The sequence below is a fragment of the Aeromonas sp. AE23HZ002T15 genome, from assembly GCF_054165525.2.
Map to the genome: position 1 here is coordinate 1,601,332 of NZ_CM201342.1, position 14,046 is coordinate 1,615,377.

Annotated in this window: 11 protein-coding genes and 2 tRNA genes; 6 read left to right on the forward strand and 7 right to left on the reverse strand. The window is 63.2% G+C overall.

What is annotated here, in order from left to right:
* Window positions 1-111: 111 nt before the first annotated feature.
* Window positions 112-447, reverse strand: coding sequence for a ribonuclease E inhibitor RraB (gene rraB, locus ACT5M9_RS07350; protein ID WP_349922543.1), 336 nt, complete (start codon window positions 445-447; stop codon window positions 112-114).
* Window positions 448-878: 431 nt separating this feature from the next.
* On the opposite strand from rraB, the gene ACT5M9_RS07355 reads away from it, so the two are divergent.
* From ACT5M9_RS07355 to ACT5M9_RS07365, 3 genes are all read left to right on the forward strand, one after another.
* Window positions 879-3,155, forward strand: coding sequence for an immune inhibitor A domain-containing protein (locus ACT5M9_RS07355; RefSeq protein WP_457980688.1), 2,277 nt, complete (start codon window positions 879-881; stop codon window positions 3,153-3,155).
* Between the two features lie 193 nt (window positions 3,156-3,348).
* Window positions 3,349-3,424, forward strand: a tRNA-Phe gene (locus ACT5M9_RS07360).
* Window positions 3,425-3,429: 5 nt separating this feature from the next.
* Window positions 3,430-3,505 (forward strand) — tRNA-Asn (locus ACT5M9_RS07365).
* Window positions 3,506-3,568: 63 nt separating this feature from the next.
* On the opposite strand, the gene ACT5M9_RS07370 is transcribed toward ACT5M9_RS07365, so the two are convergent.
* Together ACT5M9_RS07370 and ACT5M9_RS07375 are read right to left on the reverse strand one after the other, a co-directional pair.
* The gene (locus ACT5M9_RS07370) at window positions 3,569-3,790 is read right to left on the reverse strand and encodes a hypothetical protein (RefSeq protein WP_349919355.1); all 222 of its coding nucleotides are present in this window, start codon (window positions 3,788-3,790) and stop codon (window positions 3,569-3,571) included.
* 180 nt (window positions 3,791-3,970) lie between these two features.
* Window positions 3,971-4,105, reverse strand: a complete 135-nt coding sequence (locus ACT5M9_RS07375) for a hypothetical protein (protein WP_438551818.1) — start codon at window positions 4,103-4,105, stop codon at window positions 3,971-3,973.
* Between the two features lie 252 nt (window positions 4,106-4,357).
* Between ACT5M9_RS07375 and ACT5M9_RS07380 the strand changes: the two genes are divergently transcribed.
* The 3 genes from ACT5M9_RS07380 to ACT5M9_RS07390 all read left to right on the forward strand — a co-directional run bounded on the left by ACT5M9_RS07380 (window position 4,358) and on the right by ACT5M9_RS07390 (window position 10,233).
* Window positions 4,358-5,635 (forward strand): alpha/beta hydrolase, encoded by a 1,278-nt coding sequence (locus ACT5M9_RS07380; RefSeq protein ID WP_457980686.1) that lies wholly within the window; start codon window positions 4,358-4,360, stop codon window positions 5,633-5,635.
* Between the two features lie 101 nt (window positions 5,636-5,736).
* The gene (locus ACT5M9_RS07385; protein WP_457980684.1) at window positions 5,737-9,300 is read left to right on the forward strand and encodes an ATP-binding cassette domain-containing protein; all 3,564 of its coding nucleotides are present in this window, start codon (window positions 5,737-5,739) and stop codon (window positions 9,298-9,300) included.
* Window positions 9,301-9,444: 144 nt separating this feature from the next.
* Window positions 9,445-10,233 carry a helix-turn-helix domain-containing protein gene (locus ACT5M9_RS07390; protein WP_457980682.1) on the forward strand — a complete coding sequence of 263 codons (789 nt, stop codon included), beginning with the start codon at window positions 9,445-9,447 and terminating at the stop codon, window positions 10,231-10,233.
* On the opposite strand, the gene ACT5M9_RS07395 is transcribed toward ACT5M9_RS07390, so the two are convergent.
* The 4 genes from ACT5M9_RS07395 to ACT5M9_RS07410 form a co-directional block, all read right to left on the reverse strand.
* Window positions 10,203-10,838 (reverse strand): LysE family translocator, encoded by a 636-nt coding sequence (locus ACT5M9_RS07395; RefSeq protein WP_457980680.1) that lies wholly within the window; start codon window positions 10,836-10,838, stop codon window positions 10,203-10,205. The two genes, ACT5M9_RS07390 and ACT5M9_RS07395, sit on opposite strands and share 31 nt — an antisense overlap.
* Window positions 10,825-12,129, reverse strand: coding sequence for a DUF8614 domain-containing protein (locus tag ACT5M9_RS07400; protein ID WP_457980678.1), 1,305 nt, complete (start codon window positions 12,127-12,129; stop codon window positions 10,825-10,827). The genes ACT5M9_RS07395 and ACT5M9_RS07400 overlap by 14 nt, the downstream gene beginning before the upstream one ends.
* A gap of 206 nt (window positions 12,130-12,335) precedes the next feature.
* Window positions 12,336-12,545, reverse strand: coding sequence for a YgdI/YgdR family lipoprotein (locus ACT5M9_RS07405; RefSeq protein ID WP_438551812.1), 210 nt, complete (start codon window positions 12,543-12,545; stop codon window positions 12,336-12,338).
* Between the two features lie 205 nt (window positions 12,546-12,750).
* The gene (locus ACT5M9_RS07410; RefSeq protein WP_457980676.1) at window positions 12,751-14,043 is read right to left on the reverse strand and encodes a rhodanese-like domain-containing protein; all 1,293 of its coding nucleotides are present in this window, start codon (window positions 14,041-14,043) and stop codon (window positions 12,751-12,753) included.
* Between the last annotated feature and the right edge of the window lie 3 nt (window positions 14,044-14,046).

The following is a 14,046-nucleotide window of genomic DNA, read 5'->3' on the forward strand; positions in this document are numbered from 1 at the left end:
GTCATGTGCTGCTGACTCACTCCTGGAAGTAAGTGCCCCAGCCGTCGTAATCCACGCCGTATTTTTCAAGACCGTGGACAGCATCTTTGCAATAAGGCCGGGTTGCGCGACTTACTCCTGAAAGTAGGTGCCCCAGCCGTCGTAGTCCACACCGTATTTTTCCAGGATGGGCAGCATCTTCTCGATGTCGGCCAGGATGGGTTCTATCTCCAGCTTGCGCTCGACGGTGGCATCGAAGCAGAAGATGGTGGCGCCGTCATCCAGCTCCATCTCTTCGGCGTCAGTCACCTCGAAGCCGGCCTTGAACAGGTCGACCGCGGCCTTCTCCAGCAGATCGAAATCCTGGCAGGCGAAGTGGTGCTCGATCTCGTAGTCCACATCCGGATTGCTGCCGTCGGCCAGCAGCTCGTTGACGATGGCGGTGGTCTCTTCGCGCCACTCTTGCATATTGATACTCATATAAACCCCAGACGCTCTTGGATGGATGTCGACACCTGGCCAGGCACCGCGCCAGTGAGCGCGACTCGCCCGCCAGGGCACAGTTGCGGCCAAGCATACTCGCAGAGCCCTGCGGGCTCAATGCGGCAATCCAAGATAAGTGGCGGGCCGTCCCCCTCCCAAATGGTGGTGGCCGGAAAAAGGCTCAAACAGCGCAATAAACCAGCAGTGCACACCCCATCAACAGATCACACCGCCACCCGCGTTCACCTCAGCGTCAGGACCCAGTGGATCATAAAAAAGGCAGTCCCTTTCGCCATCGCCACTTGGGTGACAAACAGCGCCCATGCAGGTATCAAGGGACGCGGGTGAATCATCACCCGCCAGGAAAGCGGAGCCTGGTGGGCTCCCTTTTTGATCATGTGAAGGAGCACATAGTCATGCCCAAAAAAACAATAATGAGCCTGCTCATCGGCTCGACCCTTATGATTGGAAACCACGCCCTGGCCGCCCCGGCCCACGGCCCCTTCGATGCCCCCCTCGCCGACGAGGCGAAGGTGCTGGAGATGCTCAAGAAGAGCGGCCGCATCCCGACCCTGGCCTCCCCGGAGCAGGAACAGGCCGCCCTGGCCCGCTACTACAGTGAGAAGGCCCGTACCTACCCCGGCAGCAGCGGCAGCCTGGCCCAGAAGGAGGGCAAGGTGCGGGAGACCATCCTCAAGAAGATCCGGCTGAATGGCACGGCGCGTCCGGGGGATCGGGTGCCCACCCTGCTGCTCAAGGCCATCGAGAAGGAGACCTACAGGGGCAAGATGCGCAAGGACAAGATCCTCGCCATCCTGGTGGACTTCCCCGACTACCCGAAGAACAGCCTGAGCCCCGAGCTCACCAAGATGTACTACCCGGACTACAACCCGGCCCACTACAACGACCTGCTGTTCTCCGCCAAGGGCTACGCGGGCCCGAACGGCGAGCGCTTCATCTCCATGCGCCAGTTCTACGAGCAACAGTCCGGCCAGAGCTACAGCGTGCGCGGTCAGGTGGCGGGCTGGTATACCGCCGAGAAGAGCGCCACCTACTACGGCAGCAACAAGAACGAGACAGCGGTGCGAGAGCTGGTGAAGGAGGCGCTTGCCCAGGTCGCCGGTGATCCCGCCATCGACTTGTCCGAATTTGATCAGGAAGACCGCTACGATCTCAACGGCAACGGCAATCGCAACGAGCCGGATGGCCTCATCGATCACCTGATGATCTTCCACTCCAGCGTGGGGGAGGAGGCGGGCGGTGGCGATCTCGGCGAAGATGCCATCTGGGCCCACCGCTGGAATCTCGGCGCCCCCTACCCCATCCCGGGCACCAGCAGCCCGAACGGCAACTTCGACGGTCAGTATGCCGCCTATGACTACACCATCCAGCCCATAGACGCGGCGGCCGGGGTCTGTGCCCACGAATATGGCCACGATCTGGGGCTGCCGGATGAGTACGACACCAAGTACAGCGGCAAGGGGGAACCGGTGGCGACTTGGTCCATCATGTCCTCCGGCTCCTGGGCCGGGGTGATAGGCGGCACCGAACCCACCGGTTTCTCCGCCTGGGCCAAGGAGTATCTGCAGGCCTCTCTCGGCGGCAACTGGCTGCACGGCAGCAATGTGCACGTCGATGAGTTGAGTGCCCGCGGCAATGTCTACATGCTGGATCAGGCCAATGACAAGGGGCGCAACGACGACGTGGTGCGTATCAACCTGCCCCCCAAGCAGATCCCCCTGAACCCGCCCTACGCCGGCCAGTACCAATACCATGGCGGCAAGGGCAACAACCTGGACAACCGCATGACTCTGGCGCTGGACTTGAGCGGCAGGCAGAGCGCCAGCCTCACCTTCAAGGCCTGGTACCAGATTGAGGAGGGCTTCGACTACGCGCGGGTGCTGGTCAACGGCGAGCCCATCCCGGGCAACCTGACCCGCACGGACGATCCGAACGGGGTGGGCTTCGGAGTCGGCATCACGGGGGACTCAGGCGGCTGGACCGATGCCGAGTTCGATCTCGGCCCCTGGGCTGGCCAGCACATCACCCTCAGCCTGCAATACCAGAGCGATGCGGGGGTGGCCGAGAACGGCCTGTTCGTGGATGAACTGCAGGTGACCGCCGATGGGGAAACCCTGCTCAGCGATGGCGCCGAGGGCCATTCCGCCTTCACCCTCGCCGGTTTCGTGCAGAGCAACGGCAAGGAGGCCAAGGATCACTACTATCTCGCCGAGTGGCGCAACCACGCCGGGGTCGACAAGGGGCTGGCCCACATCAACGTGGCGGATCAGCTGATGCGCTACGAGCCGGGTCTGCTGCTCTGGTACGTGGACAACAGCCAGAGCAACAACTGGGTGGGCCAACATCCGGGCGAGGGCTTCCTCGGAGTGGTGGATGGAGATCAGCGCACCCTGCACTGGAGCGATGGCGCCGTCGCCGGCACCCGCTACCAGATCCATGACGCCACCTTCAGCCTGGGCTTCCAGCGCCCCCTCGATCTCACCCACCCGAGCGGCTCCCTGCTGCGGGACTTCTGGATAGCCCCGAACCGGGTGTTCAAGGATTCCCGCAGCTACCAGAGCGAGGCGATCCCGGACGCGGGCCGGCTGCTACCCGAATATGGCCTCAAGATCAGCGTCACCGGTCAGGCCAGGGACATGAGCACGGGCCGGATCATCGTCAGCCGTCATTGAGGCAGGCCAGATGCAAAGGGGCCTTTGGCCCCTTTTTTCATGGCAAGTGGCTGAAAAAGCGGGCGCTCTGCTGGCTTATACGGAGAAAAATCCTCGGCAGTAGGCCGGATTGTTCGGTTATCGAGCGAACGGCACCACAATCTGCACCCCGTGGTTGACACCTCAGTCCAGAAAGGGTTTAATGCGCGCCGTTGCCCAGATAGCTCAGTCGGTAGAGCAGGGGATTGAAAATCCCCGTGTCGGCGGTTCGATTCCGTCTCTGGGCACCAACAATTCCTCCTTAGTTCAGTCGGTAGAACGGCGGACTGTTAATCCGTATGTCACTGGTTCAAGTCCAGTAGGAGGAGCCAAATTTGAAAGGCCCGCTCATCTGAGCGGGCCTTTTCGCATTCTGTCATCCTGATCGTGCCTCCCTAATAGCGATTCTCGTCCCCGTGCCAGACGTGCCCGGCGGAGCAGGCCCGCGCCACCTCGTGGCAGGGATCGTCCGCATGGCTGCGAAAGAAGTGCTGATCCTGCTGCAGCAGGAGTGAGCTCATCGAGTGGCTGATGCCGGCCAGCGCCTCGCCAGCGGTCAATCCTGCAACCCGGTGATCGGTGGCCAGATGAGCCAATACTTTTTCACGACTATTCATGATCGCCTCCCTCGATGAACAGAGCCGTCTCTTGACCATAGCAGCAGCCCTTCCCATACCGCAAACCCGCGCCGGCAAAGGGTTTCAGGCTGGTCCGCTTGCTCGGAGCCGACCCGGGATCGAGAGCAGCACATATGTAAAAGGCCCGCTCAGTGAGCGGGCCTTTTACATTATCGATGGCTAGCCGCCATTACAGGCCGCCAGCAGCAGGGTGGCCCCGCAGGTGGCGCTGAACATCAGCAGCCCCGCCTGCAGCACCCCTTCGGGATCCGTCGGTTTCTTTCTCTTCCTGAACCTTATCCATCTAGGCTTCATCGAGCCCACCTCATCCTTTTGTGCACCTGGGTGCGCATCCCCTGCCCTCCTCGGCAGGCGGCTCATCTTTGACCGGCCAGGGTCCCCCGTCAATGGCCTTTGACGGGTAAATTTTCGACCATGGCCCGGATGAAACCAATGGATGCTAACCGTCTCTCAGCAATGCATTAACAATCCAGAAAACCGGCGTGACCAGCCTGCGTGCCAGGGCTATGATGAGGCCGACGATTTCCGACCCCAGGGAGACCCCAGATGAGCAGCCCCTTGCATTACGTGCTGGATGGCATCCATTGCGAGCCACACTTCTTCACCGTGCCCCTCGACCACCAGCAGCCCGATGACGAGGCGACCCTCACCCTGTTCGGTCGCACCCTCTGTCGCAAGGACAGGCTGGACGACGAGCTGCCCTGGCTGCTCTATCTGCAAGGGGGCCCTGGCTTTGGCGCCCCGCGCCCGAGCTCCAACGGCGGCTGGATCAAGCGGGCCCTGCAGGAGTTCCGGGTCTTGCTGCTCGATCAGCGTGGCACGGGCCATTCCACCCCCATCCACGCCGAATTGCTGGCTCACCTCAGCCCCCGCCAACAGGCCGACTACCTCAGCCATTTTCGCGCCGACAGCATAGTGCGGGACGCCGAGCTCATCCGCGAGCAGCTGAGCCCGGACCGTCCCTGGAGCCTGCTTGGCCAGAGCTTCGGCGGTTTTTGCAGCCTCACCTACCTCTCTCTGTTCCCGGACAGCCTGCACGAGGTCTACCTCACCGGTGGGGTGGCCCCCATAGGTCGCAGTGCGGACGAGGTGTACCGCGCCACCTACCAGAGGGTGGCGGACAAGAACCGCGCCTTCTTCGCGCGTTTCCCCCACGCCCAGGCCATCGCCAACCGGCTGGCGACCCATCTGCAGCGCCACGACGTGCGCCTGCCGAACGGCCAGCGCCTGACGGTGGAGCAGTTGCAGCAACAGGGGCTGGATCTCGGTGCCAGCGGCGCCTTCGAGGAGCTCTACTACCTGCTGGAGGATGCCTTCATCGGCGAGAAGCTCAACCCCGCCTTCCTCTATCAGGTGCAGGCCATGCAGCCGTTCAACACCAACCCGGTGTTCGCCATACTGCACGAGCTCATCTATTGCGAAGGGGCCGCTAGCCAGTGGGCGGCCGAGCGTGTAAGGAAGGAGTTTCCGGCACTTGCCTGGGCACCGGGCAAAGATTTTGCCTTCACCGGCGAGATGATCTTCCCCTGGATGTTCGAGCAGTTCCGCGAACTTATTCCCTTGAAAGAGGCCGCCCACCTGCTGGCCGAGAAAGCGGACTGGGGCCCCCTCTACGACCCGGTGCAGCTGGCCCGCAACCAGGTACCCGTGGCCTGCGCCGTCTACGCCGAGGACATGTACGTGGAGTTCGACTACAGCCGCGAGACCCTCAAGGGCCTTGGCAACAGCTGCGCCTGGATCACCAACGAGTACGAACACAACGGCCTGAGGGTCGATGGTGAGCAGATCCTGGACCGGCTCATCCGCCTGAACCGGGACTGCTGATCCTGCCGGGCATAGGCCCGCGGCAAAAAAACATAATATAGAGGGCGGATAACAAACCGCCCCATCCCCTGGAAGCAGCACAAAATAATAAGGATCACCCATTGGATCACCCGGAAATCTCGGCCGGCTGGCTGAGCCGTCTCTTCTATCACTGGACGGGCCCCTTGCTGCGCAAGGGGCTGAGCCAGCCCCAGGTCAGTCTCGACGATCTCTACACCCTGCTGCCGGAAGACAGGCGCGATGAGCGCGCCGATGCCTTCCTCGCCATCACCGCCAAGGCGCCGGTGCGCCCCTGGCCCATCACCGCCTTCATCTGGCGTCACTACAAGGGGCGGATTGGCCTGCTCACCCTGCTGCAACTGCTCGGCATGCTGGCGACCCTGGCCAGCCCCTGGCTGCTCAACCACAGCATGACCCAGCTCGGTGCCGGTGCTTCCACCGGCCACAAGCTGCTGCTGGCCTTCGCCCTGTTCGCCTCCGTGCTGGCCGCCGGCATGCTGGCGGAGCATTCGCTGCAGTTGGCCCTCAAGATGCACGTGCCCATTCGCCGGCTGCTGGCGGAATCCCTGCTCGCCAAGGTGATGAAGCTCGGTGGCAAGAGCTTCGATGACAGGGCCGGTGGCCGGGTGCAGAACCTCATCAACCGGGACGTGTGGGACATCACTTGGATCTTGGCGGATCCCGCCATGCCGCTCACCATGGCGCTGCAACTCATCGGCACCATAGCCCTGCTGGTGTGGCAGGTGGGCAGCGCGGGCCTGGTGGGCTTCGCCGTGCTGGCCCTGCTGCTGCTGGTCTCCACCCGGGTGGTGCGCCGCATGAATCAGCAGGAGCAGCAGCTCAAGCGCCAGCAAGATGACCGCAACGGCATACTGGCCGAGTACATCAAGAAGCTGCGCCTGGTGCGCCAGAACGGGCTCGGCGCCTTCTTCACCCAGGCGGCCAACACCAAGCGCCAGCGCGAACTCGGCGTGCTCGGCCGGGTGCTCAAGCTCGATGCCATCAACAGCTTTCTGATGATGAGCACCCCCCTGTTGGTGACGCTCGCCACCTTCACCACCTATCTGGCCTCGGGCCAGAGCCTGACCCTACCCCAGGTGTTCACCACCATAGCCCTGTTCGCCGTGCTGCGGATCCCCATGATGAGGCTGCCTTATCTCATCCGCACCCTGATCAACTTCAACACAGGTTTCAACCGGCTGTGCGAATTCCTCAACAGCCCGGAACAACACAGAGACCTCGGTGACCCCAGCCTGCCGCTCGGCGCCCTGCGGATGGACAACGTCACCGCACTGCACCAACAAAAACCTGTACTGCAAGGGGTCAGCCTCGCCATAGCGCCGGGAGAACTGGTGGGGATCACCGGGGCCACGGGCGCCGGCAAGAGCTGCCTGCTGCACCTGGTCGCCGGTTTTGACAACGACTTCGAGGGCAGCATCCGCCGCCACGGCCGGGTCGCACACCTCGGCCACAAGCCCTGGCTGATGAACGACAGCATCCGCAACAACATCCTGTTCGGCCAGCAATGGGATGAGGAGCGCTACCACTGGGTACTCGGCGCCTGCGCCCTGGTGAGCGACCTCGAGCTGCTTAGCCATGGCGATCAGACCCTGGTCGGGGAGCTTGGCACCCGCCTCTCCGGCGGTCAGCAGCAGCGGGTCGCCCTGGCCCGCGCCCTCTACGCCAGGGCCGACATACTGCTGCTGGACAACCCGCTGTCGGCGCTGGACCCCATCGTCTCGGCCCAGGTGCTGGAGCAGGGCCTGGCCTTCAAGCCGGGCCCGACCCGGCTGCTGGTGAGCCACGATCCGGACGTGCTGGCCCACTGCGATAGGGTGATCCGCATCGAGCAGGGCCAGCTGACCGAGCTCGACGCCCATCAGCTCGTGGATCTCATCCAGCACCCGCAGCCGGCTCCCCTGGTGGCTCCCCAAGAGGCGGAGCAGTTCAGCGAGGAGAAGGTGGTGGAGGGCAAGGTGGACTGGGCTCTGTTTGGCTTCATGTGGCAGCGCCTGGCCGCCCCCGGCGCCATCCTGATCGCCCTGCTGCTCACGCTTGGTCAGGAGGGGTTGCGCATCGCCTCGGATCTCTGGCTCGGCGGCAAGGCCGAGGTGAGCGAGGTCAGCTCATTGCTCGGCATCTATGTGCTGCTGGGGGCCGGCTCCCTCGTCTGCATCATGGTGGTGCGGGTCATCAACTACAAACTCGGCCTCAAGCTGGCCTGGACCCTGTTCGACGGCATGCTGGGCCGCATCAGCCGCGCCCCCATGGCCTTCTTCGACAAGGTGCCCCAGGGGCGCATCCTCAACCGCTTCGACCGGGATCTGGGGGAAGCCCAGGAGGTCTTGCTGCCCATGCTGATGGGGCTGTTCGCCATGCTCATCTCCGTGCTGCTGCAGGTGGTGGTGATCGGCGTCAACATGCCGCTGCTGCTGCTCATCGCCCCCCTGGTGGGCTGGGCGCTCTATGGGCTGCAACGCCGCTACCGGGCGGTGCAGCTCAAGCTGAGGCGCCAGTCATCCGTGCTGCGCTCGCCGCTCTACATCAGCATCAGCGAGACCATTCGCGGCGCCCCCGCCCTGCGCCTGGCCGGGGCCGAGCGCTTCGCGCTGGATCAGGTGCTGCACCACTATGACAACAACCTGCGCAGCTGGTACACCACCACCTCCATCAACCGCTGGCTCGGCATGTACCAGACCCTGCTCTCCGCCGCCCTGGTGGGGGCCGTGGCGCTGATGGTGGCGTTCAGCAGCAGCTCACTGCTGGGGGCCGTGGCCATCACCTACGCCTTCACCGCCTCCGCCATGCTCAACTCCCTCATTCGCAACTTCGCCGAAGTGGAGCAGGTGATGAACGCGGTGGAGCGGGTGCGGGAATACAGCGAGATCGAGAGCGAACGCCAGACAGGGGAAGCCCTGACATGTCCCCATCCCAAGGTGCGCTTCGACAATCTGGGGCTGCGTTATCCGGGCTCCAGCCAGTGGGCGCTGCACAAGGTCAACTTCGAGCTGGCACCGGGGGAAAAAGTCGGCGTCTGCGGCCGCACCGGCGCGGGCAAGAGCTCATTGCTCGGGGTGATGCAGGCCATGTACCCCAGCTCCCAGGGGGAGATCCATTACGGCGATCAACCCCTGTCGGCACTGGCGCCGGAGGCGGTGCGGGATCTCTACGACACCGTCTCCCAGATCCCCCTCACCTTCTTCGGCACACTGCGCGCGAACCTGGCGCCGCTCACCGAGCAGAGCGACGAGGCACTGGAGCAAGCCCTGGCCAGGGTCGGGCTGGCCGAGCGCTGCGCCGGCCGGCTGGACGAGGATCTCGACAAGTTACAACTCTCCGCCGGCGAGACCCAACTCCTGGTCATCGCCCGCATCCTGCTGTCGCGCCGCCCGCTCATCGTGCTGGACGAGGCCACCTCGGATCTCGATCACATCGGCATGCGCAAGATGGCGGAGCTGCTCTATCGCTACCGGCCGGAGGCCAGCTATCTGGTGATCGCCCACCATCTGGAGCCGCTGCTGTCGGTGGACAAGGTGGTGGTGATGGAGGCCGGCGGCGTGGTGGAGCAGGGTTCACCGGTCAGCCTGCTGGCGAACCCGGGCTCCCGCTTCCACCAGCTGTTCGCCGGTCAGGTCAATCGCCAGGTGGCGGAAATAGATCTCTAACCTCCAGCACCAGTCTCCATGCAAAGAGGGCAGCCCGCGGGCTGCCCTCTTTTTTAGTCAAAATGATTCTCACTCGAATACTTCACTCCCAGAAAACCTGTTATAACAGGAGCCCTGTCGTCCGCAAGTGCACAAGGATGTGCCATGTCGCCAAGAATGGAGGTGGTTGCGCGTCAACCACAGCTGGAACTCGCCTTGATCAGCAGCCAGGGAGGGGGATATCCCCGCCATACCCACGAAGAGTATGTGCTGTCGGCCAACCTCAGCGGGTGCGAACATATCTGGTTCGATGGTCGGGAGCAGGTGGTCGAACCCGGCCAGGTCACTCTCTACAATCCGCTGACCATGCAAGCCTCCCGCTTCGAGGGGGAGACCCGGTTCATCAGCCTGCACCTGGGGACAGAGTGGGTGAGCGATCTGCTGGGTGAAGCCGGGTTGCTGCTCGGGCGAACCGCCCCCGCCTTTCAGGAAGGGGTCCACAACAACCAGACCCTGTTCAACGCCCTGCTGGCTCTTCACCGATCCCCATCCGCCAACCAGCAGGAGGAGGGACTGGTGCGACTGCTGGCTGTCCTGCAACGCATCGCCCCTCCCCACCCTAAGTTGCTGCAGGGGCGTCTGCCGCAGTTGCTGGACTACATGCGCAGCCACCTAAGCCAGGAGATCGGCCTGGATGACCTGTGCCAGATCGCTTGCTGCTCCAAGTTCCATCTGGTGCGCAGCTTCCAGCAAGTGTTCCATGTCCCCCCCATCCACTACTTCAACCAGTTGCGGCTGATGGAGGCGCGTCGCCGCCTGCTGCAAGGAGAGAGGCCCGCCCAGGTGGCCCTAGCGCTGGGCTTCTATGACCAGAGCCACATGAGCAACGCCTTTCGCCGCGTCATGGGGATCACTCCCAGTCGTTACGGCGCCCCCAGAACAAACTCCCCATAGCCCTGGTAGATCACGTAGCAGGCGAAGTAGGCGAAGATCAGGGCCGACGCCAGGTAGGAGAAGCGCACCATCTTCTCCCCCAGCAGGCGCCCGCCCTGATAGGCCAGCGTGCAGAGCACCAGGGCCCAGAAGATCCCGGCGGTGAAGAAGCCGGAGAGGAAGAGCCCCGCATTGAGCGGATCCGCCCCCTGTCGCGCTATGATGGCGCCCCCCACGGCGGCAAACCAGAGGATGGCGCTGGGCGAGGAGAGCGCCAGCACCATGCCCCGGCCGAACAGGCGCCAGCGGCCGCCGGCCTGGGCCATGCCATCGAGCTCTCCCCCCTGCGCCCTCAGCGCCGAGAGCCCCATCTTGACCGTCAGCCAGAGCAGGGTCACCGAGCCGAAGATCCAGAGGCTCCAGCGCACCGCTTCAAATTGCAGCAGTATCGCCATGCCCGCCATGGCGAGCACCGCATAGATGAGATCACCGACACAGGTGCCCACCCCGAGCCAGAAGCCATGGGAAAAACCGCGAGACATGGCCAGCGTTATCATCGCCATGTTGGCCAGCCCTATGTCCAGGCACAGGGAGAGACTCAATAAAAAACCATTATAAAATGCCATCTTGTCGCTCCTCCCTGAGAGGCTGATGATAAGCCAGTACCCGATCACAGGGCCCCAACCCGAAGTAGAGATCCCGGTCGGCCGGCTGCAGATGAGGTGCATAACGGCGAGAGAAGTCGGCAAAGGCCGCCACATTGCCGCCCATCACATGAGTCAGCAGTTGCCCGGCGATCTCCCACATCCCTCGTTCAAGCCTGTGCTCATCGATGCGCAGGGACTCCCCCTCTCGCCACAGAATGCCCTGCTCAGCCAGCAAGGCCAGCTGCACATAGGCGGAACCGGCATCGGGAAACTCGCACGGCCCTCGCCTCAGGTAACGCAGCAGTTCCAGGCAATAGAAGCGGCACAGCTTGTCACGCTCCAGCCCCAGGCTGCTGGCGATGGAGGGATCGCAACAGAGCAGGAAGCCAAGGGTGTCTGCCACCGCCTCCTGCATCACCATGGAGCCCCAACGGTCATGACGACTCAGGGCCGCATAGTCCGTCTGCGGCAGCACCAGCCCATGCCCCAGATCGTGACCCCGAAACCAGCCGAGCAGATAGCGATCCAGCTCCCGGGCATCGGGGAGATCGCGCCCTGCCCATCCCAGCCATCCCGCCAACGGGGCTCCCGCCATCAGATGCAACTGGCGATAGGTGTTGGCAAAGACAATGGTTCTCTTGTCCGCTGCATATTTGATCCCCTGATCTTCGGGCATGAAATAGGCGAAATGCTTGGGGAAGCCATTGGCCTCCCCGGCAATGGCAAACAGATCCACCACCTTGTAGGCGCAACCCGGCAGGACGATCAATCCAGCGCAAAGGCGCTCGCAGAGCCGTGGCAAGGCATGTTGCAACCCGGCATCGACGCAGTCTGACCAAGACTGCAGCTCGGGATTGGGGGTCGCGAAAAATGCCGACATCCAGGTTTGGCGAGACTTGCCAAGCCAGGTGGCAAGCGGGCCGACATGGGCCACCAGGTGTTGCTCATCCCCCTGGGCCAGCCTGGCGGCCATCAGGCGCGCCCCCTCCCCACCGCCCTGACTCTCGGCCAAAGCACCTAACAGCCTGGCCACTTCCGGCTCCTCGGCTCGATTCGCCATGTCGCTCAGCTGTACCATCAAGGCCCTGTGCAGACCACTTTTCAGGGGGGCCGCCCCGGCTCCCCCTTCCTCCAGCTGGCGCAGCCCTGCCACCATGCTCAGCACCAGGCTGATATCCTCCCTCAACCCGGGCGACATGCCGGGGGGCGCGACCAGCGTCATCATCTCGACGCGGTGACCGGCTCGCCTCGGCCAAAAAACCGTATCCATCCATGACCTCCTTGTAAGAAAGAGGTCATATGAAACCACCCTCAATATGAATAGGTATTGGAAAAAATTGCCTTTTTATTTAACAAAGGATTTACATCTCACCACTGCCTCGCCACGCCACGCGGGCCCGAGTTCCGACGCGCGGCGTCGCCATGAAAAAGGGCATCTTCCCTCGAAGATGCCCCACGGCCCGCGGCCAGAATGCCTTAGCGCTCCATGATTTGCGTCACGTCGTCTTTCTTGATCAGCATCTCCCGCCCCTCGGCATCGTAGTAACGATACATGCCGGTGTCCTCGTCCAGCCTGGGTTTGCTGTCGGTGGCTATCATACGCCCGTCCTTGGTGCTCATGATGTATTGGGAACTGCACCCAACCACTCCCAGCAGGCACACCAGGATCATCATCAGTCGTTTCATCGCTGGCCTCTTCTCCCTCCCGCACCCTCACGGCGAGGATGTTGCTTGAAGCCTAGCTCAGCCATCCGCTCCCGAATAAGCGGTGCATAGAAATAAGAACCACCACCATGATCCTCTGCCTGATGCCAATTATGCGGCACAGATGATCACTGAAAATAAAAAAGGCCGGACATCTGTCCGGCCTCTGCCTGGGGATACTGGCACATCAGCTCTTGGGCTGACGCTCGCCGGTGACGACGGGGTTCTTGGGATCCATGCTCCACTCGTACCAGCCGCCGTCGTAGACGCTGATCCGCTTCCAGTCCATCAGCCAGGCGTAGAAGAAGGCCTCGGAGGCACGCCAGCCGGTGCCACAGTAGAAGGCGGCCTGCTGGGTCGGCTCGATATTCCACTCGTCCCACATGGCGAGGATCTCCCGGGCCGGCTTCATGGTGCCATCCGGGTTGTGGAAGTCGCTCATGCTGTTGGCATCCACGCCGCCCCTACCCCACTTGGCACCAGGGATGTCGCCCTTGGGCTTGATGTAGCTGTAGCCCGAGGTGTTGCCGACGAACTCGTCCCAGGTACGCACGCTGACCAGGGCGCCATCGGGCTGCTTGAGCAGCGCTTTCGCCTGACTGAGCGTGGTGTAGTACTCGGGATGCGCCGGTATGGTAACCCCGAAATCCTTGACGGGCTTGAAGGTGTTGGCCAGACCGGTCTCGGTACGCAAATGCTGCACGAACCAGGCATCCAGGCCGCCGTCCAGCAGGCGAACGTCTTCCACCCCCGCATACATCATCAGGTGGGCGGCGCGGGCCGCCGCCATGGTGTTGCGACCATAGAGGATGACGGTGGTGTCGTGGCGGATACCGTTCTCCAGCAGCAGCTTCTTGAGCGCCTCGTCAGAGACCTTGTTCCACAGCGGCTCGGCTTCCAGGCTGTTGGTGTCGATGTAGCCGGCCCCTGGGATGTGACTCAGCAGGTAGGCCTTGGGCGCGCCCCAGGCCACCTCGAACAGCTTCCAGTCCCCCTTGGGAGCGGCCACCACCGGCTTGCCGGCCTGCAGGTCCGCGAGCCAGAGGGGATGGACCAGCTGCTGCCAGCGGGCCAGGTGCTCGCGAGGAGCCTCCTTCCAGCCCTGCAGCTCGAACAGCTGCTTGATGCCCTGCTGGCGCAGCAGGCGAGCCACCTCGGCCACGCCGCGGGACTCCCCATAAAGCGCCACCGGCTTGTCCGCAGACAATCCCTTGTCCTTGAGTGCCTTGACCCACTCCTCGTCGCTGTATTTCCACTCGGCGGAGAGGTTTTCCGCCCCCGCGACGTGGCCACCCTGCTTCTCGTCCGCCATGGGCCAGCCCTGGTAGAAGTAGCTCGGACGGGTATCCAGGATGACCGCCTCCCTGGCCGTGGCATCGGCCACGGAGAGCGGCGGCAACTCACCGGCGAAGGCCGGCAGGGCGCTCCACAGTGACAGGGCGGCCAGCGCGGTCCGCAACAGCGTCATAACTCGTTTCATGGT